Raw genomic sequence first — 24,028 nt, forward strand, 5'->3', positions numbered from 1 at the left:
TGTCAGATACATAATTCTTTGGTTTTGTTTCTGGTTATTCATTTATTTAAACAATCACCAAAGCATAAATGCCTGAAATATTGACTGATGCTTATTTATTATTCACATTTGTTTTTAAACAAGCTCTTAATCGACTATTGGCAAAACGTAAAGAAGTAGAGATTAATATTACTCTTATTCAAGATTATATAAACAAGGCAACACGATAAATGGATCTAAAGAAATATAAACTTGGCGATGTTGGCAAAATAATTACAGGCAAAACCCCTCCAACAAATAATTCAAATAATTATGGAGGAGAGATTCCTTTTTTGACACCATCTGACGACCTTTCAACTGTTTATGTTGAATCGACAGCCAAAATGTTATCTAATCTCGGTGTAAGGAGTGTAAAAAAATGCTTACTGCCACCACGATCAGTATGTGTTAGCTGTATTGGTTCTGATTTAGGGCGTGTAATTCTAACAAAAGTGGAAACAGTAACAAATCAGCAGTTTAATGCAATAATTCCTCATAGTGAATTTAATTCCGAATATCTCTACTATTATCTTACATCACTGGAAAAATATTTCAAGGAATTGAGTGCATCCTCCACATCTGTACCAATAATAAACAAGTCTCAATTTTCTCAGATAGAGATTTCGCTACCCAAATTATCGGAGCAGGAAGTAATAGCACAGTGCCTTTCAGTGATAGATCGAAAGATTGCACTTAATCGTGAGATAAATCGCAATTTAGAAGCTATGGCACGTCAGCTTTACGACTATTGGTTCGTGCAGTTCGACTTCCCCGACGAGAATGGACGGCCCTACAAGGCTTCCGGTGGCAGGATGGTATTCAATGAATCTTTAGGTATTAATATTCCATTAGATTGGGATGTCAAACGCTTGGATTATTATATTGAATCCAATAATACAGGCGATTGGGGCTATGATGAGCCCTCCGAAAATAGAGTTCCAGTAGGATGCGTCAGAGGTGCTGATATTGTTAAACTGAACGATGTTCCACTAAGGTACGTCAAGAAATCGAATACTCATAAACTTCTAACCCCGTACGATATTGTTATAGAAGTATCAGGTGGTAGCCCTGTTCAAGCAACGGGAAGATGTGCCTATATTACTCCCGGAGTCATTGAGAGAAACTATGGCAGGATGACGTGTTCAAACTTCTGTCATGCTTTCCGATTGAAAAATATTGAAGACTCCGCGTATTTCTATTTCTTATGGAAGACTCTGTACGACAACAATATTATGTTTAATTTTGAAGGTAAGACGAGTGGCATAAAAAACTTTATGACTGAGACGTTCCTTGCCAATAAGTGGTATTTTGCGCCAAAAGATATTCAAAAATTATTCTTTGATAGAGTGTCAAATATTTATAGTATTATTGATTCTAACGTAAGTGAAATCAATTTGCTCGTGAAGCAACGCGACGAATTGCTCCTACTTCTGATGAACGGACAGGTATCGGTCATGCCGACAGCGGTAAATTGCGATTTATCTCACGATTAAGAGCAATTTTGGTTTCTATTTTCGATAGGGTTTCCACAATACTATCCTGCATAGTTTTCGGGAAGTCTGGAATCTCTATCGAATTTAGAGCGTTGTCCAGTTGCAGATTCTTCAACCCGGATGTTTTGCCTTCAAAGTTGAAGAAAACACCCACACTATATGTGTATTTCCAAAAATAGTATACGAATTTAGGGTTCCATACCTTTTTTATTCGAATGGCACAACAAAAGTTTGAACAAAGTACATGTGATTTGCACTTGATCAAAGCTTCAGATATATAAGAAACTCTTCCAGTGGATTGTGTGGGACTACCTCCAGATTTCTCAATAACAATATCTCCGACTTCTAATGCGCGTGATTTCAATGATTTCTCGGACACATATCGTTTGGGAATGCCGTCAAAATTACTATTCTCAATAGGCACAATATCAGCACCCCGTACACAACATATGGCACAGGGCGTTTCATCTAAATATTGCTCATTTCCCCAGTCTCCGGAAATTGTCTTTTCAATTATGTCTTTGAGTTTCATTCTTTGCAGGCGTTTTTAGACTGCAAAGTTAATGAAAATCGCTGATATTCGGGTTATCCGAGGAACTTGCGATGGGCGATTTTAACGTTGTTCTGATTGACCATAGCATAATGAAGCGTCGTGTCAATCTTGCAATGACCGAGAAGCCGTTGCACCTGCTCTATTGGCATACCCTTGTCGATTGCCATTGTCGCCAGTGTGCGACGAAACTTATGAGGATGTAATCTGCCGACCTTTGCCATTTTGCCTAATTCTCTGAGACGATTCTCCACCCCGCTTATAGTCAGTCTATTGTTCGGACGAGACAACGAGACGAAAAGGGCGGCATCGGAATCAGTGCGAGTGGCAAGATAGTTTTGCAGATGCACCTTGGCACGGGCGTTGAAATAAACCGTTCGCTCCTTATTACCTTTGCCGAGGACAACGCATTGACGCTCATTGAAATTGATGTCGGAGATATTGATATTGACCAACTCGCCGACACGCACTCCGGTTGAGACAAGAAAATCTATCATCGCCAAGTCGCGAAGTTCAGTGCATGAGTCGCGGAGTGTCTCTAACTGCTCATCGCTGATTGTTTCCTTTACTGTAATTTCCGACCGCACTTTATGGATGCGTCTTACGGGGCTTTTTACTATATAATCCTCATCTTCAAGCCATGAGAAGAAACTGGAGAAAATACGACGGATATTATCAATCGTTGTTTTGCTCGAATTGTTTTTAGCCTGAAATTCCGAAAGATAACGACGTATGTCGTTAGTAGTAACTTCCCTAAGCTCCATGTTGATAGTCACCAGCCAAGCACTGATTGTATTCTGATAGTAATTCAACGTTTTCTCCGAGCAGCCTTCGATTCTTTTGGCTGAGATAAAGCTGCCGAGCAGTTCCTCATTAGCCTGTTTAGTGCGCTCCTTCTGACAAGGAGCCACCACAATCTCATAGCCGCTCAACTCCTGTTCAAGCGTCCTGCGCAGCTCATACAACTGCGCAGGTGTCAAACTATCGCTCATCTTAGCGATAGTATTATCCAATAGTTTGCCTTTCATCTTATTTAAGTTTTTAACAAACTATTATACTCAAAAAACTCTATATAGAGTCTAACGTCACAGAATTCTAACTCTAAGCCATTACTTCTATCGGGATATGACTCAATCCTCTTTTTCTTAAAATGTCTTCTACCTCGTGCTTTTGTTTGTCTCCTTTGACATATATCCGCTTTAACACAGAGATGGGCATAAAGATTTCACGGAAGAAATTTTTGTTATCCGGTCGCTGTTTTTCACAATCAACAAATTTCTTTACCTCAGTTACGATATTTTCGATTACAGCCGGACACTGCGCATTGTCCAATAGATTGTTATATTCTTTCTTGGGAGAAGAAATAATAATTCGGGTCTCCTCTTCTTCTATAAATTCATCTTTCTTGAATCGTGGAGCGACGAATGCCAAAAGATACATGGCAATAAACCGAACGAATACTGAAGGATTATCTCTCAAAAGAGTGATAGCGAGTTCTTTGTTGCTTTTCAGCATTATACCGGCCATCTCAAAATATTTATCCTTAACAAGTTGATATAGCTCTTCATTGGTTATTTTAGAATCATATATACATGATTCAATTGAAAACATTGCTGCATCATAAGTTCCTTGGGGATTATTAAACCCAAGCTCCATTACAACACCATGGCTGTTATCCGCATAATGTTTCCACATATATTCGTTGTCTTTGCGAGCCGAAATCGAAATGACATATGGTACTGGCAATCCTAATGCTCGTTCAACATCTGTTGGATCGAAAAATGGAGCAATTTTTCTATCATCTTGAATGCTTGACTGAACTTCAAAATTGTCAAGAGCGGGATATATTTTTGCGATACCATGTTTATATTCTGTCTTATCTCTAAAACAGTCATAACGAGTAGCCCAAAAGCAAATCTCTTTGTCCTTAGTCGGATTCTCTTGAAGAATACCTGAAAAAGCCTTCAGCGTTGTATAATGATAGTATATCATACCCAAAGTTAGTAAAATTTCTGCTGATAGCCAAATAAATCGCAATTTAGAGGCGATGGCCCGTCAGCTCTACGACTACTGGTTCGTTCAGTTTGACTTCCCGGACGAAAACGGACGGCCATACAAGTCTTCCGGTGGCAATATGGTATGGAATGAGAAGTTAAAACGAGCAATTCCTGAGAAATGGGGTGCTGCTTTGATGAAAGATTTCCTTGTTATAGGAAATGGCAGAGACCACAAGGATTTAAAGACTGGAATTTATCCTGTATATGGATCTGGCGGACTCATGCGCTATGTAAACGATTTCCTATTCTCTGGAGAATCAGTATTGTTACCACGTAAAGGAAGTCTATCAAATTTTATGTATGTCAATGAGTCTTTTTGGACTGTTGACACAATGTTTTATACTAAAGAGAAACTAAAAGGCGCAGCAAAGTTTATATTTTATTCATTACGATATGTAGACATTACTCGTTATGATTCGGGAACTGGTGTGCCGAGCATGACATCCATATCATATTATGCGATGCCTTTTATTAAACCGACAAATGACATTATCAAATTATTTGATGAAAATATATCGCCGTGGCTTGTACAGATAAAGCGCAATGAAGCTGAAATAAAGGTTTTAACTATACAACGTGACGAATTACTTCCGTTGCTGATGAATGGTCAGGTGTCGGTCATGCCGACAGCGGTAAATTGCGATTTATATTCCTCCAAAACCGCAATCAAATGCGTTCAATTAGTCGTCATTCAGATGCTTTCGATCTACATTATCTTTGATGAGATATACAGAAACAGGTACTCTCATTAACTTTAGATTCCTTACACAGCGCAAAAGACTTATGCGGGAGAAAATGGGCAGGGCATCTGACTTCATATCTCGTCGTTTATTTGAAATAATTCCATATGTGACGTGAAAGTTGTCTCGATTAATACGTTCTCTCAAATTTTCACTTTCAACTAAGTCGTTGAGCTTTACTTTCGACTCGTTGTTTTGCATTAGTAGGATTACAGAGTTCACGCCTTGATTAAATAAGTGGCTTAGCATAGAAGAACGAGTAGATATTTTATTATGCATCAATTCTGCATTTTCCCCATTCAACGCGATTAAATCACATGGTTCCACATCTTTCTGCCCCTGTGGTGCTATGGATGTTTTATCTAAACAGCAAACTTCTAGTTCTGCTGAAGCTAAATTTGAGGCTTCTATGTTATAATCTCCTTCTAACTTCTTATTACATTCGCACAGGACATCATGATGGTCAATAAAAACTGGATCCAATTCTGCTTTAAGTTTGGCCATAAAGTCAGAACTAATCTCATACCATGAACCTTCACAGAGGTGATAAGTTTTCCCATTTAGAGTACAATCGAATAATAGAGATTTATATATTGAATATGACCGTAAGAGTTGGCCATTTTCATCAAACACATTCAATGTGTGTTTATTGAATAATGACACGTCATTTACTTCAACGCCTCGCTCAGTGAGGTAATTTCGATAGTTCCCAATAAAAACATCATCGTATTCTTCTGACATACGTGATGCTCCACGATACTTAAATTTGTAATTAGTTGTATAGTCAACGATTTCAGGGATTGCTAACGTCAGATTGGGAGTACAATCCCGATACTCTTCAAGAAGCTTTGTTTCAAGTGAGGCTATTAAATCCGGATCTTTAATTGGTGTAATATTCTGTAGATCGGGGAAAGATTCTTCGTAGTCTGTTCGGGAGTAAATTTCAAGAAGACGCGAACACAAGTCAATAAGTTCATCAGGTTCGCATACTGTAGCAAAACGAAGATTACTCGAACCAGTAGCATTACGAATTAAATCGGCGTACTCATCTTTTACCGCACCTGTTAACCTCTTAACTATGGACTCATCTTTATTGAAATCAAAATACGTTAAGTTTGACGCGTTCGGAATTTGAATCCGTTGCCTCTTCGCCGTCTCGGGTATAAGTAAATCTGTGGATTTGATTTTTTCAGGATCCAAGCTATTTAATGTCGTTCTTATACCGAAGTCATATTCATAGGCTTTTTCCTTGAGGTTATGATAACTTGCGCCGAAAGTTATAGCAAACCAGCGGTCATTAACGGGCAGAAAAACTATAGCGCTAGCTGATGACTGTTTAAGTTCTTGGTTAATCCCCCAATATTCTTTCCACCATGGTTGTTTAATTGGACTTTGCCCAACGTACATCACTCCGCCTTCAGGAATTTTTGTATCATTTTCTGTAAGGCGTGTAAGGTTGATTTCGTCCTTCAATGCGTTATCAGCATTGAATTCTCGCTTCAAAAGATAGACTGAAAAATTTCTGCTTTTTGCCATGATTGAAGTATGAATAAGAAAAGGGGTTAGAACATGCTTTGAACTAAGCAAATAGCGTGCCAAATATGGTATAGATGTCAATTTGTCAGTTTGATGTATCCCTCTTGAACGAACCATTATGCCTAGCTTGAGAGGGAGCACTATAGTCCTTCATTATTTCGTAATCAAAATTAGCCGAAGTATACTTTCATAGTTGATATCTTCTCCAATATCTAACATTGCAGAAAATTAAATTGGCTATTGCTTAGTATAAAAGGTAATAAGAACAAAAAGACACCCTGGCAAGAGGGTTAGTCTTGTCGGGGTGCCGGGGATGGGATTATAGGGGCTTTAGCGGAGTGGTATCAGAGGCGGTAGCAGGCGATGCGGCAGCCGAGGACTTGATCGGTGGCGAGGGGACCGTGGTTTTCGTCGGCGAAATGGCGGAAGCCGTTGATTTTGGAGGTCTGCTGGAGCCAGTGGACGAAGGCTGTCATCTCAGAGTGGATGGTATCGGCTGAGCCTCGGAAGCTGATGTTGATGATGATAAGGGTCATGTCAGGGATTCCGAGGTGACCGTCAGAGTGTTCCCACAGACGGAACTGGATGTTGCAGCGGTTGTCGAAGTAGTGGATACAGGCTCCGACTGCGTTCCAGTCAAGGGTTACGTCATCGTGGTTGCCGCCGAATACATCGGCGATATAGGCACGCACGTTAAGGTAAATATCCAAGATGGCGTTGCGGGTTGAAAACTTCAGTTCTTTCATTGGCGTATAGGGCGTTAAAGGGTTAAACATGCGATTTTGCATTCGGGCACCTGATTGTCGGCGGCTTCGGGTCGTTCATCGGGATTGGCGATATGACGAAAGCCGTTGGCTTTAGCTGTATCGCGTAACCAGAGCGATACGGCCACTGCTTCCGATTCCGCATCAGGAATCAGTCCGGAGATGTGGAAGACATGGATGATAACGGTCATGTTGGGAATCCCAAGATAACCGTCAGAGCGTTCCCAGAGACGGACCTCAAAAGCACGGTTCTGTCCGTGGTAACGGGCGGTGGCGCCGACACAGTTCCAGTCGAGTGTGAGCTCGTCGGGAGTTGCAGAATAGTTCTCTACCATAAATTCACAAAAATCATAGTAGAAGGCCTTTATGCTCATTTGAGCACCTGCCGAGATTGGGTTGATGCAATTTGCTTTCATTTGTTCTGAATTTGAAATTTGAAAATTACCAAAGTAGATTGCCTGATTCCGGTGTCCATGAGTCAGAGGGCCGGAAATAGACGTGGGTACGCTCGGCGTGTTTGCGGCGTTCAAGCTGGATTGTCATAGTCTTGATGCTATCCTGTTCCTGCTTGTCGCCGACCATCATGGCTTCTTCTCGGAGCATCATGTTACGGATGCCGTCAGCGTCATAGCTGACTCGCTCGAAGCGGTAGAGCCATTCGACTTTCTGAAGATGGGCGTTCTCCTGATTGAGATTGTAGCACCAGATACCAAGCCCGACGGCAATGCCGAGAATGGCTATGACTGCGGCATACGCCCACTTGGGTATTGCCGCCCATACAGCACCGTTGACGATGCTATACATTCGGTCTGCAAGTCTCTTTGCAGATTCATTAAGTCCATTTATCTGACTTGTGAACTCATTGCGTACACCGGCATGAAGAGCCTTTGTAACGTTCTTGTCAAGTCCATCCTTGAACAGTTCGGCAAAGGCGGAAGCTATGTCTTTTGACATACCAGAGAAATCGAGTGTTTTGCCAACATCGATTTTCTGCTGCTTGAGGGCCGCTTCAACAACGGTTTTTACAGACTCATTGGTGGCGACATTACTGGGCAACTCAACCTGAATCTTCTGAGGCGCAGAGGTGTCGGACGTTGCCGATTGCGTCGGAGCTGGAGCTGATGCCAATCGGGTATCAATCCCCACAAGCATATCCTTATTCTCTTTCGTGATTTTGAGAATATCGTCAATCTTCTCATCTTGTTTCTTGACGATGGAATACATATCTGCCATTACTGTGATATTCCTTTCTTCTTTTTGGGTTTTCTTTTCATTCTGCGTTCAAACTCCGCTTCATCGGGATTATAGCCAGGCCCGACTTGGAACAGCCCGCCCAGAGCCTGACATCCAGTTTCGATTACATTCTCGACCACATTCGCAATCGGGGACTCCTTGATCTTTGCGGTGACTGAAATCGGAGTCGGTTGCTGTGGCTGCGCTTCTCTGATTCCGGCGTTCTTGGCAAAGAATTTGTCAAGACGACCGTATGAGAACGCACGGTCAATCTTCGAGCCGTTGAAGGTAAATTCTCCGTCTGAGAACCGTATGCCCTGCGGCTTGCCGGTGTCTCGGTCGTTGTAAAACTGAACGGTTATTCCTGCCGGAGCAAGGCGACGCTTGAACTCGTCCCACGATTTGCAGCGGTACATCGCCGCCTGAATCCTGGGCTTCATCTCGGCGATTGCATCTTCATACAGCTTCTTTTTCGGCGAAAAAGTAAGCCCATATTTTAGTTTTATGGCCTTGGTCGCCTTATGGCTCTTGTCGAAATTGTTGCTTTCGTCAATGGCCTTGCCATGAAGATTCACGCGGTTATACACGATATGGAAGTGTGGGCTGTCGGTTTCGAGGTGGCGCACAACTAAATATTGTGTGTCCTTGATACCCATTCGTTCCATATATTCTTTTGCCAGAAGTACCATGAAATCATCGGTCAGACGTGGCAAATCAGCCTTGTCGAAACTCACCGAAATGTGTCCGATGGGTTTGCTGATTTTCCTGTTTAGGCTTGTGCCGATGTCGAAACTGTCCACAATTCGTCGGTAGTCGTTGCCGAGAATCCCGTCGGAATCTATCACTCGCCAAGTGTCGGCGGTGTACTTTTCCTTGTCATGGAACTCTCGCATAACATAGCCTACAATGTCGGAGGCGAAGCCTTTTGCGAGTATTTTTGCTATCATAATAATGTAGAATTTTGAGTTTTCAACTTACCAAGAATCGCTAAAATCCCATCGAGACAAGCCTCGGCTTTGCGCTTTGTCGAGGGCCATGCGTTAGCCTGACAAGCCCTGACTTGGTCATTGAGATTCTTTCCTTGATACATTAGTTCGCGTATCGCCTCACGCTCGAAGTCGGTGAGACGTTCAACAATCGAGAGTCTGAAAGCACTGATGCGGAGCAACTCGGTAATGCTGATGCCGGCTGCTGATGCCTTTGCTTTCACCTCGCGTTCCTCGTCCTCCGTGAAATTCACGGAGACTTTCCGGTCGCGCTTATCACTCGATTCTTTCTTTGGACGCCCACGGAGTTTTACGCCGGGTGCGTCAGAATTGTACTTCCTCATGTTGCTTGTTGGGGATGGTGACCGCAGGGAACAGAGAGCGTCCCGGCGGGGATGCGAGGGGTTTCGGTGTGGTAATTATTTACCTCCCGAAACATACCCTTGCATCCCCAACTAATCCACTGTCGTTTCTTAGTTGTGCGCTGACGATAACCGCTCCCTGCGGTCGGGTTAATACTTACGTTATATGGTACTGAATGAGGTACCGAAGTACCAAAGTACCTTAGGTCGAAAGACCGAACTACCTGACGGTCTAAGGGTGAAACGGACATTCGACCTATGTGATGTCGGGACTAAATTCTTCATAGCTTACGCCAGATTTCGATGTCGTTGGCATAGAGATTGAGATGCTCCAAGAGGACGGCGTTGATGTAACTGCCGACGGTGGTGTCTCGGTCGCCGAGGATACGGGCGATGCGTTCGAGCTTCTCCCATACGCTGTCCTCGATGTTGACCGGGTGACGCTTCATCAGCTTGGACGGAGTGAGATAGGTAGCCTTGAAATCAGCGTAATCCGATTTGCGCTGCTGCTTGCCGACGCGCTGTTGTCTCGGCTGCTCGGTAGTGTTGGTTGCCGTCTGCTCGTTGTCAAACAGATTATCCGTGTTGGCAGCTTTGTCGCTGTTTACTGCATTGGTGGAGTTGATTGAGTTATCTGATTTCATAGAGTTATCAGGATTAAAGGTTGATACTATTGTTTGGGGTACATCAGTCAACTGAGTTGACTTGGATGCGGTTGTTGACGGAGTTTTCTTCGCTGTCATTGTTTTTCGGTTTTTGAGGGTTTGTGAATAGTGTCAGTATCCGGGTTATACCGTTCAACTGATACGAGAGTAAGTTGTAGTTCATCGATGAGCGTCTGTAAAATCGGGTTACGGCGTATCATGGCTTGCAGTATTGCTTGGTTGGGCTCGATTTGCAGCAGATAATCCGCTATGTCAAGTCCTGCTGTTCGCTCGTCATCGGTGGCAACTTCTTCAAGGAAGTTGAATAGGATTGCTTCGATGCCGAGACTGCGTAACAAACTCAGTTTCTGCCGCCACTGGTCGGTCGCGCCAATGTCGGGATACAGGATAACCTGACAGCCACGGAGAACACGAAGTGCGTCGGCATTGATGCATCCGTTTTTACCACCTGTTGCCAGCCACACATATTCCGGCAGGTAATATGCCGCTACAAGAGCGGTCTTCTCGCTCTCGACAATGGCAACCGGTTTGCCTCGGTTCATCGGCAAGAGGTGTTCGCCGAAAAAGCACTGACGCAGATTGAAGTCGGGCATCTTTAACAGCGAGTGAACCCATGTCACATGATTGAATGGCTCTTTGATACGCTTGCCGTTTTCGGCATTGTAGAGCATGACCTTTCCTGTGCAGGTGTCTCCATTGGCATCGGTCTGCCAGAACACGCATGACCCCGGCCAGTGCTTCGATGTGCCTACTCGGTAATCCTTCATCAGACGGAGCGCGTCCTCGGCTCCAAACTTGGAGCGGAGGAACAGATAGAGATTGTTCTTCTCATATCCGTGCAGAGTCTGTGAAACAGTCTCTGTCGCAACAAAGGATGTCAGCTTTCGCTGCTCGGTCGGTTTGGCTCGCCATGCTGACGGAGTTGCGAAATCACAGTGCAAGGGCTTCGCCTGTGGATTACGCTCGAAATATTCCTTCGGCGAAAGATGATAGCCGCAGCTCAGTTCGTGGTCACACCTGCCGACATCATCAGGAAACGATATTTGTTTCTCAGTGTCAATATACCGGCTAAAACAACGTTTCTTGTGACAGGCGGGGCAACAGTGACGGCTTCCAACCCCTTTATAGGGCTGGAGAATGAATCTATGATTACTCATTGTCGAATTATGGGATTAAGATGGTGCAGTTCTTGCAGTTTCCGCAGTTTGCTGATTGAAACTGCGGAAACTGCGGATAATGCACGGTGTCAAAGTTTGATGTATTTGCCATGCGAGGACTTCTGGAACAGTTTACCGAGATTATTTTTCAGAAATTCCATAAATGTGCGTTCTGCCATCCCGTTCTCCATAGCTACGGCGATACCTCCCCCTGTCTCAAATTCTTGGGGCAATGCGGAGACGATGGCCAACTGCTGGGCAGTGAGCGACAACTCCTTCAGGATTGTCTGTACCTTTACTGCGGATTCCTTGAAATACTCGGCGAGACTGATAGCACGTTCTACCGATATGAGGTCAATCATATCTTTGCCGGCATCATTGCATGCCCAGCGTGCCATCTGAATTATCAGACAGAATCGTATGGCGTAGATCTGTAGTTTGCAGTATATACCGACAAGGGTCTCGTTAGGCTCGCAGTCGCAGATGTCCGACAGCTTATGTTGCCACTCGAACAGTCGGCTCATGGCTTCATCAGAGAACGGTATGGAGACAGGCATAATATCGTTATTCTGGTCAACTGCGCATTCCAGCTCCATAAGTCGGGAGAGTATGCACTGCCATTCTGCGGCCACATCGAATGTCGGTTGCTTCATCGACCACCGGGTAGATTTTTCGTGGCGGAGCAGGACAAACAGAATGCGGTCAATAAAACCGTTGGCGGAGCGTTCCCCTTTGGCAAGTTCGGAAAGAATGCGTTTCTGCATTGTGCCGATTACCGATATAAACGGACGCTTGATGAAGATAGAGTTGCGCGAGCTTTTGCGGTCGGACATGGTGGGCTTTGCGCTGAACACCGACAGCCAGAATTGTTCCTCAGAGCCGTTGTTGTAACGGTTGAAGTTCTTGACCCATGCCGACAGTTCATCGGACAGCAGACACAGACCACGGCGATTCTGCGAATGAACGAGGCTCAGACCTTCCGGAGTAATATCAGACACAAGAAAACGGCGGCGGACAGGTTCACGGGGACAGACCTCAATACCTTTTTCTGCACGTTCCTTCCGGCTCATTTCAAGTTGCTCCAGATATTCCAGATACTGTTTCTCGTAAATCCGGTTCTGTTCGTAGTCGTGTTCCACAAACGGACGCATTGCAAAACTCAACGGATGGCTCTTGTTGGCGCCGGGTCTTCCGATGAGAGCCATATATAGAATGGCGCTCTCGTCCCAGCCTTCTTTCATCCGCGCGAGATGCGTGTTGCCTATCGCTACCGATACCGCCGCCAGCATTGCCGCCGCCACATAATCGACAGGAAATCCATAGCAGTCGTTCACCTCCCTGATGATACGTTGTATTTTGGAGGGATAGAGGCTAATGGGAAAACCGCCGCCTGTGATTGCGGTGCAATGGTCAATGGCCTTGTCGAGCACGAGCTGAGGAGTAATCTTATCGCTCATAGGCTAACGGCTCAAAAAGTTTCGTCCGCCTGGGCGCAGACCTTTGTTCATCTCGGCAACCATTTCATCATACTTCTCCTGCTGAGATTTGGGCTTGCCGGATGCCATGTATTCGAGAAGCTCGCTCTTAATGAACCTCCACGACTTGCCGCCGGGATTCTTGTATGCCGGTATGATTCCGGCGCGAGCCTTTTCATAGAGAGTGTTCTTGCACTCTCCGAGTAGTTGACAGGCCTCCTTTGTGGTGATGAAAGGAGAACTGTCTTTTGATGGTGGAGCAAGCGCGTTGCGCAGCTCCCGTAGCTCATCTTGCAAGGCTGAGACTCGCTCGATGAGATAGACAACCGCTTCGGGCAGTCTGTCGAAAGTCACGGGTGTTGTGAACATGATGCAACCGAAACCTTAGGAAACCGTCATGCCAACGCGGCACGTCCGGGCTAAGATTTCGGTTGCAAATGTATAAGGAGAAAAAACAGAGAACAATGAGGTCTAATCCCTCTCAAAACGTTCTCCAAAACGTCTCCAAAGCCTCTCCTACTGGAGATATATGATTCTCCAATAGGAGATTGAAGTTTTATCCGGCAATAAGGTCGCCACAGTCAAGACTTCTTGAATCCTTACCACGTTCCATAGAGCGTTGAACGAACGCTGCCCACTCTTCGTCATCCATAGGCTCATCGTTGTCATTATCCATATCTCTATCCTCATCGTAGTCGTTAAGATCATCGTAATCGTCGCGTTCTTCATCTGCTGGTTCTTGGGCCTCCTCTGATTCGTCAATTTTCGATTTTTCTTCGGTAGAGATTGGAGGATTGGGTTTATAAGATATGGGAGCAGCCGTTTTAGGGATTGTTTCCTTAACGACCTTTTCAGTGGCAGGCTCAATATTTGATGCTTCTGTATTTGCGGAAGTGGTTGTATACTCCTCGATATTATAATCCGCTATTGTTAGACCTTTGTCAAAACGTTCCTCAATTTTGATTACGCCTTGAAGAGGATTTTGCTTGAGCTTCTTTGGTAGTTGATTATCTGAAAGACCATCAAGGTGGTAATGGAACGTGGTCTTTAGAAAATGGTTAATAAAATTATTAGGTTTGCCAAATAGTCTTCCCATGTTCCAGCCAAAATGCAATAATGCCCACTTCTCTATCGGTGATGCGACCTCGATTCTTGCAGCCGGTATATTAGCCTCGATTTCCTCCGGAGTACGTGAATCCCAGTTTGGAGACGATGCTCTTTGAAACAATCCCAAACGGAAAAACAGCTTTTCCAAATCACAAGGTTTGACATATGGACCTAGTTTCTCGGCGGTGTATTCGCAGGCAAACCGATATTTGGCGTCTTCCTGCGACTGTACCAGAGATGCGGCTGATTCCTTCATGTCATTTATGTTGAAGGATACGACTCCGGTCTCATCATGTTTCTTTAATGATGCTTCCGGCGGGATTGCCGTTTCTTGCCGCAATTTAGTTACAACATTAAGCATCATATCCTCAAAATCACCACGAGATAAGGGCCTTTCTTTGGACTGTGGAGTGGATGAATTGATGTCAATAACCGGTTGCGATACAGGAATCTGCTGTACAATCTTCGCTTCCTTTTCTTCTGTTTCGCCGATTAGCGGCATATCTTTGCCTGAAAGAAATTCGACGAGCAAAGCATATAGTGCAAGTCCGGCGACAATGACAATTAAAAAGAAAACGTTAGCATTGAACTCTGATTCTCCTTTTGATAAAATAGAGTGGCGGATGGTCAGTGCTGAAAAAATATCAACAGCAATCACCAGCACAAGCAACCATGGATGATGGCCTTTGAATAGGTCTTTCATTCGCGTAATTGTTTAATCGTATAGCCTTAAAAAATGATGAGTTATGCAAACAAGGTTAAAACACGGGAACACTTTCGATTGTTCATTCTCCGAAAATTGAATCAGCATTGTTGGTTGGAGATATGCTTGATTCGTTGTACCTTTGCACTCAAAAATAACATAATGGCGACATCAGCTCAAAAGAAAATAATTACGTTCTCTCTGAGAGTAGATCTCATAGAACGTCTTAAAGATATGGCTAAACAAGAGCATTGTAGCCTTGACAATTTGGTTGAGAGCATATTGTTTGAAGCTGCTTATAATGAGCCTAATGAGATAACAAAGGCCGCTCTTGAGGAAGCTATTAGTGGAAAATTGAGGACTAAACCTCCCATTGATACATCATCTGTAGAGGCTATGTTTAAGTCAATCGATTAGACACTATAATAGCAATATAATTATAGACCGAGACAATGCTGACAAGGCAATCATCCCGGTCTATCTTATTATTATTTCAGAGAGATGGCGTTGGATGCCTCGCGCTTTTTCTCACTGACCACGTCGGCGTAAATTTGAGTAGTTCTTACGCTACGATGGGTTAACATCTTTGATACCACGTATACGTCGATGCCCAACGAGATAAGGAGTGTGGCAAACGAGTGACGAAGACAATGGAACGACAGTTTTTTCTCGATTCCGGCTGCCTTTACCCATTTCTTGAATGGCTGTTGTGCCATTGAGCGGCGGAAGCCTTTGAAGATAAGTCCTTCACCACGCTCCCCACAATATTTCAGAGCCTCTTCACTTACCGGTAATGTCGCTTCTGTCTCGGTTTTCTCGGTACATAGGCGTATGCAGTGGCCACCGTCCGGGCTTCGCTCAATATTATCCCATCGGAGCTGCAATAGGTCGCTAAGTCGTAGTCCGGTAAACAGCCCGAACATAGATGCTTGTTTGAGGATAGGCACCTCACACTCGGTAGCATCAAGGATTTTCATCTCGTCGAGCGTCAGATACTCCTTCTTTACCTCCTGCCATTTGATGCCTTCAAGAAAGTCGTTGACGTTCTCGGTGATATATTTTTCCTTATATGCCATTTTTAGCAGACAGCGGAATGTTGACCAATAGCCTGACGCAGAGTTGTTGGATAATGGCATCTTTTTGTCAGGGTGGCGCAGACTATGTGCATAGAGAAGATACTCCCGGAATTCTTCGCACAGTTCCGTAGTAATATCGCCGAATGTGCATCGGCCACCGCAGAATTTTTTGAAATGGAGATAGACGCTCATCCATTTGTCATACTTGCTTTTCGCCTTCTTCTCGAAGTAGGCAAGAAAGTCCATCTTCTGTTTAGTCTTGTCAAGGAATCCGAACTGTTCGTTTATGAGGCTCTGATAACGGATGCAACGGATGGCCTCGGCTTTCTCCTCCATTTCCTGATTGAAACGGCGTTGTATCTCGTTGGCTGGTTCGGCAAAGATGACTATGCCGAGAGTTTCGCGGCGGGTCATCTTGTTTGTGTGGGGATTGCGTATCGCGGGATAATAATCTAGATAGAGCGATACCTTACCTCCGGCATACGGGCGACGACGGAGGAACACTTTGGTGCAGGTGTTTGTCATTGCTTTATGGGGTTTGAGGGTTTGAAAATCAGATACAAAAGTAGCGGGAGAAGCATGAGAGAACAATGAGTTCTCCAGCAGTCCCAAGGCTTCTCCAAAGTCTCTCTGGAGATTAAATCTCCGGAGAACCGAGGAGAGAATCAAGTTCCGAGCAGAGTATGAGAGTGTATTTTCCTTTCTTCACACGAGTGATGTTGTGGTATTTCAGATAGTGGTGGAGTTGGTCGCGTGTCAGCCCATACTTCTCCATTGCCTCTGGATAGGTGTAATATTCCGGCTCCTTTGGCGCGGTCGTACCCTTCGCCAAATCGAAGTGATACTTTGAATACATCACATAGTTGCCATGCTTTTTTTTCGGGATTCCCTCCTTTGATACGAGAGTATAGATTGCCGATAGCGTCATTCCATAGGCGGCTTGAATATCAGCCGCGGTGTACCACTCGTTGATTTCCTCTTTCGGCTGCTGATTGGCAAAGTAGCGGTCAACATGGCTTCGGCTCCAAAGAGTCTTTCCTCGGCTCTGAGTCTTCGGCCAGCCCTCACGTTCCGCAATCTTATACATCCCGGAGTTTGACACGCCATATTTCTCCTGAACCTCTTTCGAGGTGTAGAACTCGGTGATTGGTTCTCGTGCCGGCTTCTCTCGTTTGAGATACTTATGACCATTCTCAAATAATTGGTCAATGTCCTGCCGACGTACCAGTGTCTTTCCTTTGAACTGCACAGTTGCTATAGCGTTGTCGGCAAAGTATCGGTATACAGTAGCCCGGCTGACTCCAAGCAATCGGCATACCTGAGAGGGGGAAAGGAACTCAAGTTTCTCAATTTCTATCTTACCTTCAATCTGGGTTGAGTATTCCGCCTTGAACTCGCTGAGTTTCGCTTGCCGTTTTCTCTCCTTATAGGCGAGCCCGGAACATCTGTGGCTACAGTATTCCGTGGTAGTCTTTCGTGCGACAAATTCTTTGCCACACCACTTACATTTTTTGATGATTTCAATATTACTGCTCATATTCGCTTTTATTGGTGGTTATTTCGCCAGTTATTTCGCCGAAAGTGTCTCATCGCGTCTCACAGCGTCTCATGGTGTCTCAAAAGTCCACGACCTTGCGACACGATGTGACGGGATTGACCGACTTGCTACAAATCGGGTACAAAAACACAGGTAAAAAGGGGTGAAAAGCGGTTATATTGCGGTATGAAGACGAAAAAAGCCGCCCGATAACGAGCGACTTTTCAATATTTTACACCAAATGGCACCAGTTGTCACCAATAGGCTACTTTCCGATGCAGAAGCGGTTAATTTATTGATACACAGATGGATACAAACCTAATCCGTACAAGTGACGTGAATTTTCTACGTTTGTAAGTGGTTAACCGTCTGCTATTTAATTCCTTACAAGCCGCATTTGCCAAACCGACAACAGTGACTCAACGCAAAGGTAACTATAATATCCCGATTATCAAAGGAATATAGCATCTTTAACTTTTGGCGGCATACAGATGCGCGTACAAATCCACTGATTTTTACTCTGTCGATATGTGTCTGCCGCAGTCTTATCCATAGAAGAGTTTTATCCTGTTTATCGGCTCAAATTTTAAGCTATATCCATGAAAAATGGTTTCAGATTGAGCCGATTTCCCCAATGTTTTAGCCGGATTTGAGCCGATAGGCTCTATTTCGGAGGGAACAGGATTTCAGCCAATCGGATTTTCTCATCGGCTGGAAGATTATAAATGTCCTGTTTTGTCAGGTCGGTATAGAGGTCCATATTGGGTCTGACGAATCGTCGATGACGCTGTCCGTCAATTATCACAACTACTTCATAATGCCCTTTGGAATTGACTGATACCGAAAAATCAGTGATAGTTCTTCCGTGCATATCGCACAAGGATTTTTCGATACCATCGTCTTTGGAGATATAACCGAAAGCGATAAGATTGTCGTTCAGTGTCTTTTGGATTATACCACGCCATGGTTGAGTGATATGGCACCGCTCGGCGTATTCGCCGAATTTTGAAATTACCTCTGCTACACGGTTTATGATTGCGTTGGCATTCTTTATATCATGCTGTTTTGCAAAATCGAGTAGGTCTGTCTTGGAAATCTCACTTATTTCTCCTCCAATACTCAATCTACGCTCGATATTGGGGCCTGTGCCTTTTGTGTTGAATATAAATGTCGTATCGTATGACGGTGACATCCGCCATTTCCCATCCTCTTCAAGTAGGAATGAGAAGTTTTTGTTATGGTCATCAGTATTGTTGGCCATGACATTAAAAACCATCCGTGCGAAGAGCTGCTCAATCTCAGACTCGGAGATTGACAGTTCGCGACAGGTCGCAACGAGGTCTTCATAGCTTCGTGCCTCGGGGTTTATGGCAGCCAAAGTCTGAACATGAACCTTTTGGCCGTTTTTCCTATCGAAACGTTTGGTGAGAAAATGGTTGATGCCGTCTATGGGCAATAACCGACATTCCTCCATTTCGATTCCGGCTGCAACTGCCATGTTGTAATATGCAGTTTCAATTTCGGCAATAGGCATGGATTTGTCACCAAACTTCAAGATATAATATTCATAACCGTCAAGTCCATCTGTCTGACCCGACCGGATTTCTCCGGTCGCTTTGTCAATGGCGATAATCGCCTTCATCTGGCGACCTCCGGCTGACGTACCCACGGCAAGCAATGCCTGCAGCGTCAGTTCCTCGTTGGCATTCAGTACAATGTCGTCTCGGTCTTCAAGAATTTTGAGAGAAATATCGTATAGCGATTTGATGTCGATTGTGCGAGTATGGGTAAGGTCTGCAGCGTAAGGCTCATATTCCAAAGCTCCCATACCTCGTGTGCCAATGAACATCAGTTTATACAGTGGCGTAACTTTATTGCGTGGTATTTTATTGTCCTTTGCCCATTTGTCAAATAGAGTGTTACCCCAGGAATCCGGCAACGAATCAGCTATAAACGGAGGAAGCCCCTGGTAGATAGGCCGATCATCCCCATATATAGGCAAAAGAAAGTTCCGGTTCTTCGCAGGAGAAATTAGCGGAGCAATGTCAGGAATCCTGTCTTTCAGCTTAGGGTTATATGTAAAATATGTACGTCTCGTGGCTGAGTCCCACACGAGCCGTCCGATTTCCTGTCCCCATAGATTGACTTTCAAGTATTTCATGCCCGTAATTATTTTTTCGCGGAATGGCGAACACGTTGTGCCTTTTTCTCATTGTCGTTATACATATAAGGTGATTCGGGCAATTCTGGCAGCAGTGTATCCCAGTTCTCTCCAAGACCAATTGTCTTTAATAGTCTCAGAAGAGTACTGAACGAAATGTCAGTCATATTGCCGGACTCAAATCTATAGAGTGTGGTCATGCCGATAGATGCCGCTTCGGAAACCTCCTTACGGGTCATGCGCAACCGCAACCTGTAATCACGAAACCTCATGCCGAGATTCCTGATTACATCAGGCGTAGCCAATGATTTGTTCGTAAATGTCACCATAATGATATTTATACCTAATATATTAGTATAACACTCCGCAGAATGATATTTACAAAGTTAGGCATAAAATCCCATACGACCAAATTTATTGCGCTTTATTGCGGATTTCCGGATTGATGGAGAGTGGTAAAATTGGTATATTTAAAGTTCATCCTAATGCACTGACGATGTGATTTGAACCGATGTATATCATTACAGGCTATTCAATCCATTTATCAAATCGGGGTGCAAACATGTCTATGTCGCGCTGTGGTAGTCCTAGTCTGCTGGCTTCTGTGCGCCACGATTTCATGGCAGATTTTACTTTGTTGATAATACACTTGGCTTTGTCAGCTGAAAGCATATATTCTCCAGCGGATGCCAATAGGATAGTGAGGTCGGATTCGCTTGTGGAGCGGTTAATCAGCAGGCTTTGATTATTGGCGAGGGTCGGGTTGATGTCGTATGCCGGGGAAAGTTCCCAGCCTTTGCGTGTCAGGAGAAATCCGTGATTGCGGAAATGGTCGTCGGAGTTACCAACAATGATGTAGAATGCCACACGACGATATAGTTCCTCTAAGTTTCGCTCTACATTGCTGCCGTGCTGAACTATGAAATCGACAATGTCAGTGTAGCCATATCCGGTTGAAGCGTTGTCGCCGTCGGTCAATCCGAGCAATGTCAATGCGGAAGCGAAATGCATTCGTCTGCCGTCGCTGTTTCTATCGAAACGCTTTGAGAGAAGGGTGTGGTAATCTTCGCCGTTGATTGTTCGTGTCTCGGCAACATTCAGTCCGGCTTTGCGCCCCATTATATGGCAGAAATGCTCCCATTGGGCGACGTCATAATCATCCTTGCGCGATGGAAATTTCGCGACTGTCAGACTGCCATCCTCATCAATGACAGAAGCCTTCGGTCTGGCACCACCGAGGGACGTTCCAGGATGCAACAGTTGCGCCAGCCATTTCTTTGACGGCAATAGATGTTTCTCCTCGCTAAGTTCAATTTCATGTGCTGCCCGCATCAATTCCCTGACATTCGCCAATGGCGGCACACGGAGACTTTCCTCACAGTTGATGAACTTTCCCCCGGGCGTTTCGGCAAATCGGAAACCACCCATGCGTGAAGCATCATCAATTCCCATCAGATAATCAAAAGAAGTCAATCTGCGCACGGCTCTCTTTTCATCGGCGGCTGCAATCTGCTCCCGACGGTTCAGCAATGTGCGTCCCCATCGGTCGGGTAGAGCATCCGAGAAACAAGCGAAAATATCGCGCTCCGGTCGGGTGTATTGGATGCCGGTATAATTCTGCAAATCCTCACTGAGAAAAACATCGCCATATTTGGCAAGCCACTCTTTATCATACGAAAAGCCGTATGTCTCGCTGCCGCGCACCGAGTCGCAGGAAAGCTCGCCGATCAGTTGGGGCGTATCAAGCCAATCAAAGTCGGCATAAATACATAATTTCTTCATGGCTTATTCCTTTTTTGATGCTCGTTGGCGATGTTTAAGGCTTAAATCTTGTAGGTTTCTGCCAAGTGTGTCTTCTTTGGCAATCAAAAGAAGATCGTCATCAAGTTGCAAGGCATAAAGAACACGTGCATAGATGCCGATCGAAACTGTCGGAGAGCCTTTCTCAATGCGATTCACAGTGAGAGGCGAACAAGTCGCACGTTCCGCAACCTGCGCAATCGAGAGGTTACGACGCAACCTAGCGAGCTTAATCTGCTCACCCATAAGAGCCATTTTCTGCTCCAGTTTCCGGGGCAACTTTGTCCCCATAGTGTTCTTTGCCATACTCAATCTATCTTATGATACCGCAAAGATAGTAAAAATATTTATTATATGATATATTGAATGACGAATAATGTACCTGTCTTAGTCACTTATCTCTCTAACTATGACTTTAATACCGTGTTACTATGCCGACAAAGTTACTTGAGAACAGGTATTATTTCATGATAACCCACCTGCCGGTTTTGTCAGACCCTTCTCTCGCAATGTAGCCAAGTTTTTTAAGGTCTCTGGTAGCTCGTTTAGCTGTGGATTCTGAAATATGAAGAGTCTCCATTATTTCAGAATGTGTAATCTCCGGATTGTTTAGAATGACCGTATAAACTTTTTGCAAGGATTTCTTTAGTCCTTTTACAGTGTCATTATTTGCGTTTGCGGTATCATTTACAGTGTCACTTTGGGCATTTACAGTGTCATTTTCTTGATACTGCAAAATTCGGCGGTTGATATTCGCGATATGGTGACGGAGCATAACGTCCTGTGCGATTGTCGAATCGTCATTCTCACGGCTGTCAACTAATGACTGGATATATTCTCCTTTGTCTTCCTTTCTGACGATGGAAGGAATTAGTCCTAACTGACGCTGAATCATATTCATGACCAATCGGGTCGTTCTACCATTACCGTCAACCCACGGATGAATGGTTACCAGCAGGAAGTGTGCTTCAAAACTCAGACGATAACATGCCACGATGTTTTCCCTATCCGCAGTGGCAATTTCTTCATTTAGCCAACTACAGAAATCGTCCACGGCGCGTGAAACCTTATTATATGCAAGATAACTCCTGCCGCCAATACCGGCACTGACATTACATAGGCGAAACTCTCCCTTCGATGAATCGAAATGTCCGGCAATAGTAGAGTATTCGCTTCCGGTACGGCGCATAACGAGGGCTGACAGTTGTTGCAATAATTGAGGCGTATATGTAGGATTATCAGTCGCTAACTTGAAAGCATAAAGATAAGCGTCCTTCAGGTCGACATTCATCATCTGCTCGGTCAGTGATCTTCCTTTTGCGGCAATTCCCTCATCGAAAAGAAGCTGGTTTTCTATTTCGGTGACAGTAGAGCCCTCAATCGCCGTGGAGTGGGTCACGATGGAATAGAGGTAGAACTTCTGATAGTCCACCTGCTCCTCGACTCCCGAAGCCCGATAAGCCTTCAGAGTCTTCTCTATCTGTTTGTCAAGATTCTGAGCCATAATTTATTACCCATTTGGCGTTATTTTTAGCACCGACGCGGGTCAGCAATCCTTTCTCTTTGAGTGCGCGGATTATGCGATCGATTGTGCTTTTGGAGAGACGAGTGTTGGCTGCTATGACTGTAATGGATATGTTTGGATTGTCCTGAATTTGACGTATCACAGCCATCTCTTTCAGCGAAAGCAGTGCGGATAGTGACGTTTTCAAAACGTCATTTTGAGGTTTAGAGACTTCGTTTTGAGGTTTAGCCCCATCCCAACGGATATGCAACGTGCGGTTGCGGAGATCAGCGGGGATACCGAAAACTGCGAAATTCATAAATCGCTCCAGCGGCTCGAAAGTGCGGTGAATACCTTTGGGGATATTCTCGTATTGTGAGCGGACGAGAGCATTGCGGAAGAACCAGGAATGTTTCTCAAAACTCTCGTTATTTACCTCAAAGCCAAAACTTCTTAGATACTTGATAAGGAACACCGCAGTCGTGCGGGTGTTGCCTTCGCTAAATGCATGAATCTGCCAGATTCCTGAAATGAACCGTACGATATGCCCGATGGCCTCGGAAGAAGAAACAGTACTGTAATCAAACTTTTTCTCCTCGCCGAAGTCATAATTAAGAAGTTCCGACAAAGACCCTGCACTACCATAACTGATTGTATCTCCATCAAGAATCCACTGATTCTTAGTGATGTTATATGTGCGGAACTGCCCGGCATGAGACAGTACATCTTTGAAAAGAAATCCATGAATACGCGACAGTTCCATCGGAGAGAATGTAAAAGCCTTCTCTGCCAAAAGAAGATTGATGCGGTCGGCCACTCTGTCAGCCTCAAAAGTACCGTCAGTTTCCGCTTTCTCTCGAACCGACCTCTGGCTATAATACTCCTCCAGACGCTTGCCGACCTCCTCGCTAGAAATTCTTCCCTCGATATTGGCTTTAGCCTGTTCAAGCAGAAACTCCGACGGCTTCAACCGGTCAACATCCTGCAAACCGATAGCCATCGACCAGTTACGCGCACGCTCCTCCACTCCCGGTTCCACGGAAGCAAGGTACTGCTCAAACTCCTTATATCTGTCTTCGTATGCCATAATCCCAAGACTATTGA

The 24,028-nt window shown here is 44.6% G+C and carries 25 protein-coding genes; 3 read left to right on the forward strand and 22 right to left on the reverse strand.

The window, feature by feature from the left end; all coding sequences use genetic code 11:
* Positions 1 to 209: 209 nt before the first annotated feature.
* A complete protein-coding gene (locus tag C5O23_RS09170; RefSeq protein WP_107032648.1) occupies positions 210 to 1,511 on the forward strand; it encodes a restriction endonuclease subunit S in 1,302 nt (433 codons plus the stop codon).
* On the opposite strand, the gene C5O23_RS09175 is transcribed toward C5O23_RS09170, so the two are convergent.
* The 3 genes from C5O23_RS09175 to C5O23_RS09185 all read right to left on the reverse strand — a co-directional run bounded on the left by C5O23_RS09175 (position 1,471) and on the right by C5O23_RS09185 (position 4,053).
* The gene (locus tag C5O23_RS09175; protein ID WP_107032649.1) at positions 1,471 to 2,043 is read right to left on the reverse strand and encodes a restriction endonuclease subunit S; all 573 of its coding nucleotides are present in this window, start codon (positions 2,041 to 2,043) and stop codon (positions 1,471 to 1,473) included. The genes C5O23_RS09170 and C5O23_RS09175 overlap by 41 nt on opposite strands.
* A gap of 53 nt (positions 2,044 to 2,096) precedes the next feature.
* Positions 2,097 to 3,089 (reverse strand): site-specific tyrosine recombinase/integron integrase, encoded by a 993-nt coding sequence (gene xerA, locus C5O23_RS09180; RefSeq protein WP_107032650.1) that lies wholly within the window; start codon positions 3,087 to 3,089, stop codon positions 2,097 to 2,099.
* Between the two features lie 73 nt (positions 3,090 to 3,162).
* Positions 3,163 to 4,053: a DUF2971 domain-containing protein gene (locus C5O23_RS09185; RefSeq protein WP_107032651.1), complete on the reverse strand. Its 891-nt coding sequence runs from the start codon at positions 4,051 to 4,053 to the stop codon at positions 3,163 to 3,165.
* Between the two features lie 55 nt (positions 4,054 to 4,108).
* Here C5O23_RS09185 and C5O23_RS14315 point away from each other — a divergent pair, with 55 nt between their 5' ends.
* Positions 4,109 to 4,870, forward strand: a complete 762-nt coding sequence (locus tag C5O23_RS14315) for a restriction endonuclease subunit S (RefSeq protein ID WP_161553584.1) — start codon at positions 4,109 to 4,111, stop codon at positions 4,868 to 4,870.
* Here the strand turns inward: C5O23_RS14315 and C5O23_RS09195 are convergent.
* The 11 genes from C5O23_RS09195 to C5O23_RS09245 all read right to left on the reverse strand — a co-directional run bounded on the left by C5O23_RS09195 (position 4,799) and on the right by C5O23_RS09245 (position 14,846).
* Positions 4,799 to 6,394, reverse strand: a complete 1,596-nt coding sequence (locus C5O23_RS09195) for a DUF6119 family protein (RefSeq protein ID WP_161553585.1) — start codon at positions 6,392 to 6,394, stop codon at positions 4,799 to 4,801. The genes C5O23_RS14315 and C5O23_RS09195 overlap by 72 nt on opposite strands.
* Positions 6,395 to 6,738: 344 nt before the next feature.
* On the reverse strand, positions 6,739 to 7,140 hold the full coding sequence (locus tag C5O23_RS09200; protein WP_107032653.1) for a hypothetical protein: 402 nt from the start codon (positions 7,138 to 7,140) through the stop codon (positions 6,739 to 6,741).
* A gap of 14 nt (positions 7,141 to 7,154) precedes the next feature.
* Positions 7,155 to 7,574 carry a hypothetical protein gene (locus tag C5O23_RS09205; RefSeq protein WP_107032654.1) on the reverse strand — a complete coding sequence of 140 codons (420 nt, stop codon included), beginning with the start codon at positions 7,572 to 7,574 and terminating at the stop codon, positions 7,155 to 7,157.
* Between the two features lie 25 nt (positions 7,575 to 7,599).
* Positions 7,600 to 8,391: a hypothetical protein gene (locus C5O23_RS09210; protein ID WP_107032655.1), complete on the reverse strand. Its 792-nt coding sequence runs from the start codon at positions 8,389 to 8,391 to the stop codon at positions 7,600 to 7,602.
* Positions 8,391 to 9,338, reverse strand: coding sequence for a relaxase/mobilization nuclease domain-containing protein (locus tag C5O23_RS09215; RefSeq protein WP_107032656.1), 948 nt, complete (start codon positions 9,336 to 9,338; stop codon positions 8,391 to 8,393). Before C5O23_RS09215 ends, C5O23_RS09210 begins: the two co-directional genes overlap by 1 nt.
* A complete protein-coding gene (locus C5O23_RS09220; protein WP_107032657.1) occupies positions 9,335 to 9,721 on the reverse strand; it encodes a plasmid mobilization protein in 387 nt (128 codons plus the stop codon). The genes C5O23_RS09215 and C5O23_RS09220 overlap by 4 nt, the downstream gene beginning before the upstream one ends.
* A 299-nt stretch (positions 9,722 to 10,020) precedes the next feature.
* A complete protein-coding gene (locus C5O23_RS09225; RefSeq protein ID WP_161553586.1) occupies positions 10,021 to 10,383 on the reverse strand; it encodes a DUF3408 domain-containing protein in 363 nt (120 codons plus the stop codon).
* Between the two features lie 95 nt (positions 10,384 to 10,478).
* Positions 10,479 to 11,561, reverse strand: coding sequence for a DUF6371 domain-containing protein (locus C5O23_RS09230; RefSeq protein WP_107032659.1), 1,083 nt, complete (start codon positions 11,559 to 11,561; stop codon positions 10,479 to 10,481).
* A gap of 89 nt (positions 11,562 to 11,650) precedes the next feature.
* Positions 11,651 to 13,018 carry a DUF3987 domain-containing protein gene (locus C5O23_RS09235; protein ID WP_107032660.1) on the reverse strand — a complete coding sequence of 456 codons (1,368 nt, stop codon included), beginning with the start codon at positions 13,016 to 13,018 and terminating at the stop codon, positions 11,651 to 11,653.
* 3 nt (positions 13,019 to 13,021) lie between these two features.
* A complete protein-coding gene (locus C5O23_RS09240; protein WP_107032661.1) occupies positions 13,022 to 13,405 on the reverse strand; it encodes a helix-turn-helix domain-containing protein in 384 nt (127 codons plus the stop codon).
* A gap of 187 nt (positions 13,406 to 13,592) precedes the next feature.
* The gene (locus tag C5O23_RS09245; protein ID WP_107032662.1) at positions 13,593 to 14,846 is read right to left on the reverse strand and encodes a hypothetical protein; all 1,254 of its coding nucleotides are present in this window, start codon (positions 14,844 to 14,846) and stop codon (positions 13,593 to 13,595) included.
* A 162-nt stretch (positions 14,847 to 15,008) separates the two neighbouring features.
* On the opposite strand from C5O23_RS09245, the gene C5O23_RS14170 reads away from it, so the two are divergent.
* The gene (locus tag C5O23_RS14170; protein ID WP_205743441.1) at positions 15,009 to 15,263 is read left to right on the forward strand and encodes a toxin-antitoxin system protein; all 255 of its coding nucleotides are present in this window, start codon (positions 15,009 to 15,011) and stop codon (positions 15,261 to 15,263) included.
* Between the two features lie 71 nt (positions 15,264 to 15,334).
* Here C5O23_RS14170 and C5O23_RS09255 read toward each other — a convergent pair whose 3' ends face one another.
* The 8 genes from C5O23_RS09255 to C5O23_RS09290 form a co-directional block, all read right to left on the reverse strand.
* Positions 15,335 to 16,447 carry a site-specific integrase gene (locus tag C5O23_RS09255; protein ID WP_107032663.1) on the reverse strand — a complete coding sequence of 371 codons (1,113 nt, stop codon included), beginning with the start codon at positions 16,445 to 16,447 and terminating at the stop codon, positions 15,335 to 15,337.
* Positions 16,448 to 16,559: 112 nt separating this feature from the next.
* The gene (locus C5O23_RS09260) at positions 16,560 to 17,459 is read right to left on the reverse strand and encodes a helix-turn-helix domain-containing protein (RefSeq protein WP_107032664.1); all 900 of its coding nucleotides are present in this window, start codon (positions 17,457 to 17,459) and stop codon (positions 16,560 to 16,562) included.
* 664 nt (positions 17,460 to 18,123) lie between these two features.
* Positions 18,124 to 19,620 carry a type II toxin-antitoxin system HipA family toxin gene (locus C5O23_RS09265; RefSeq protein ID WP_107032665.1) on the reverse strand — a complete coding sequence of 499 codons (1,497 nt, stop codon included), beginning with the start codon at positions 19,618 to 19,620 and terminating at the stop codon, positions 18,124 to 18,126.
* Positions 19,621 to 19,628: 8 nt separating this feature from the next.
* A complete protein-coding gene (locus C5O23_RS09270; RefSeq protein ID WP_107032666.1) occupies positions 19,629 to 19,949 on the reverse strand; it encodes a helix-turn-helix domain-containing protein in 321 nt (106 codons plus the stop codon).
* Positions 19,950 to 20,148: 199 nt separating this feature from the next.
* A complete protein-coding gene (locus C5O23_RS09275) occupies positions 20,149 to 21,402 on the reverse strand; it encodes a type II toxin-antitoxin system HipA family toxin (RefSeq protein WP_107032667.1) in 1,254 nt (417 codons plus the stop codon).
* 3 nt (positions 21,403 to 21,405) lie between these two features.
* On the reverse strand, positions 21,406 to 21,726 hold the full coding sequence (locus C5O23_RS09280) for a helix-turn-helix transcriptional regulator (protein WP_016411820.1): 321 nt from the start codon (positions 21,724 to 21,726) through the stop codon (positions 21,406 to 21,408).
* Between the two features lie 154 nt (positions 21,727 to 21,880).
* Entirely contained in the window at positions 21,881 to 22,924 is a 1,044-nt protein-coding gene (locus C5O23_RS09285) for a Fic family protein (RefSeq protein ID WP_107032668.1), read from the reverse strand.
* Positions 22,908 to 24,011 (reverse strand): Fic family protein, encoded by a 1,104-nt coding sequence (locus C5O23_RS09290; protein ID WP_107032669.1) that lies wholly within the window; start codon positions 24,009 to 24,011, stop codon positions 22,908 to 22,910. The genes C5O23_RS09285 and C5O23_RS09290 overlap by 17 nt, the downstream gene beginning before the upstream one ends.
* Between the last annotated feature and the right edge of the window lie 17 nt (positions 24,012 to 24,028).

Origin of the sequence: Duncaniella muris (assembly GCF_003024805.1) — a bacterium.
Classification (GTDB): domain Bacteria; phylum Bacteroidota; class Bacteroidia; order Bacteroidales; family Muribaculaceae; genus Duncaniella; species Duncaniella muris.

Coding starts and splice junctions, on each gene's coding strand:
- C5O23_RS09170 (WP_107032648.1), top strand. CDS start 210: ATGGATCTAAAGAAATATAAACTTGGCGATGTTGGCAAAATAATTACA.
- C5O23_RS09175 (WP_107032649.1), bottom strand. CDS start 2,043: ATGAAACTCAAAGACATAATTGAAAAGACAATTTCCGGAGACTGGGGA.
- xerA (WP_107032650.1), bottom strand. CDS start 3,089: ATGAAAGGCAAACTATTGGATAATACTATCGCTAAGATGAGCGATAGT.
- C5O23_RS09185 (WP_107032651.1), bottom strand. CDS start 4,053: ATGATATACTATCATTATACAACGCTGAAGGCTTTTTCAGGTATTCTT.
- C5O23_RS14315 (WP_161553584.1), top strand. CDS start 4,109: ATGGCCCGTCAGCTCTACGACTACTGGTTCGTTCAGTTTGACTTCCCG.
- C5O23_RS09195 (WP_161553585.1), bottom strand. CDS start 6,394: ATGGCAAAAAGCAGAAATTTTTCAGTCTATCTTTTGAAGCGAGAATTC.
- C5O23_RS09200 (WP_107032653.1), bottom strand. CDS start 7,140: ATGAAAGAACTGAAGTTTTCAACCCGCAACGCCATCTTGGATATTTAC.
- C5O23_RS09205 (WP_107032654.1), bottom strand. CDS start 7,574: ATGAAAGCAAATTGCATCAACCCAATCTCGGCAGGTGCTCAAATGAGC.
- C5O23_RS09210 (WP_107032655.1), bottom strand. CDS start 8,391: ATGGCAGATATGTATTCCATCGTCAAGAAACAAGATGAGAAGATTGAC.
- C5O23_RS09215 (WP_107032656.1), bottom strand. CDS start 9,338: ATGATAGCAAAAATACTCGCAAAAGGCTTCGCCTCCGACATTGTAGGC.
- C5O23_RS09220 (WP_107032657.1), bottom strand. CDS start 9,721: ATGAGGAAGTACAATTCTGACGCACCCGGCGTAAAACTCCGTGGGCGT.
- C5O23_RS09225 (WP_161553586.1), bottom strand. CDS start 10,383: ATGAAATCAGATAACTCAATCAACTCCACCAATGCAGTAAACAGCGAC.
- C5O23_RS09230 (WP_107032659.1), bottom strand. CDS start 11,561: ATGAGTAATCATAGATTCATTCTCCAGCCCTATAAAGGGGTTGGAAGC.
- C5O23_RS09235 (WP_107032660.1), bottom strand. CDS start 13,018: ATGAGCGATAAGATTACTCCTCAGCTCGTGCTCGACAAGGCCATTGAC.
- C5O23_RS09240 (WP_107032661.1), bottom strand. CDS start 13,405: ATGTTCACAACACCCGTGACTTTCGACAGACTGCCCGAAGCGGTTGTC.
- C5O23_RS09245 (WP_107032662.1), bottom strand. CDS start 14,846: ATGAAAGACCTATTCAAAGGCCATCATCCATGGTTGCTTGTGCTGGTG.
- C5O23_RS14170 (WP_205743441.1), top strand. CDS start 15,009: ATGGCGACATCAGCTCAAAAGAAAATAATTACGTTCTCTCTGAGAGTA.
- C5O23_RS09255 (WP_107032663.1), bottom strand. CDS start 16,447: ATGACAAACACCTGCACCAAAGTGTTCCTCCGTCGTCGCCCGTATGCC.
- C5O23_RS09260 (WP_107032664.1), bottom strand. CDS start 17,459: ATGAGCAGTAATATTGAAATCATCAAAAAATGTAAGTGGTGTGGCAAA.
- C5O23_RS09265 (WP_107032665.1), bottom strand. CDS start 19,620: ATGAAATACTTGAAAGTCAATCTATGGGGACAGGAAATCGGACGGCTC.
- C5O23_RS09270 (WP_107032666.1), bottom strand. CDS start 19,949: ATGGTGACATTTACGAACAAATCATTGGCTACGCCTGATGTAATCAGG.
- C5O23_RS09275 (WP_107032667.1), bottom strand. CDS start 21,402: ATGAAGAAATTATGTATTTATGCCGACTTTGATTGGCTTGATACGCCC.
- C5O23_RS09280 (WP_016411820.1), bottom strand. CDS start 21,726: ATGGCAAAGAACACTATGGGGACAAAGTTGCCCCGGAAACTGGAGCAG.
- C5O23_RS09285 (WP_107032668.1), bottom strand. CDS start 22,924: ATGGCTCAGAATCTTGACAAACAGATAGAGAAGACTCTGAAGGCTTAT.
- C5O23_RS09290 (WP_107032669.1), bottom strand. CDS start 24,011: ATGGCATACGAAGACAGATATAAGGAGTTTGAGCAGTACCTTGCTTCC.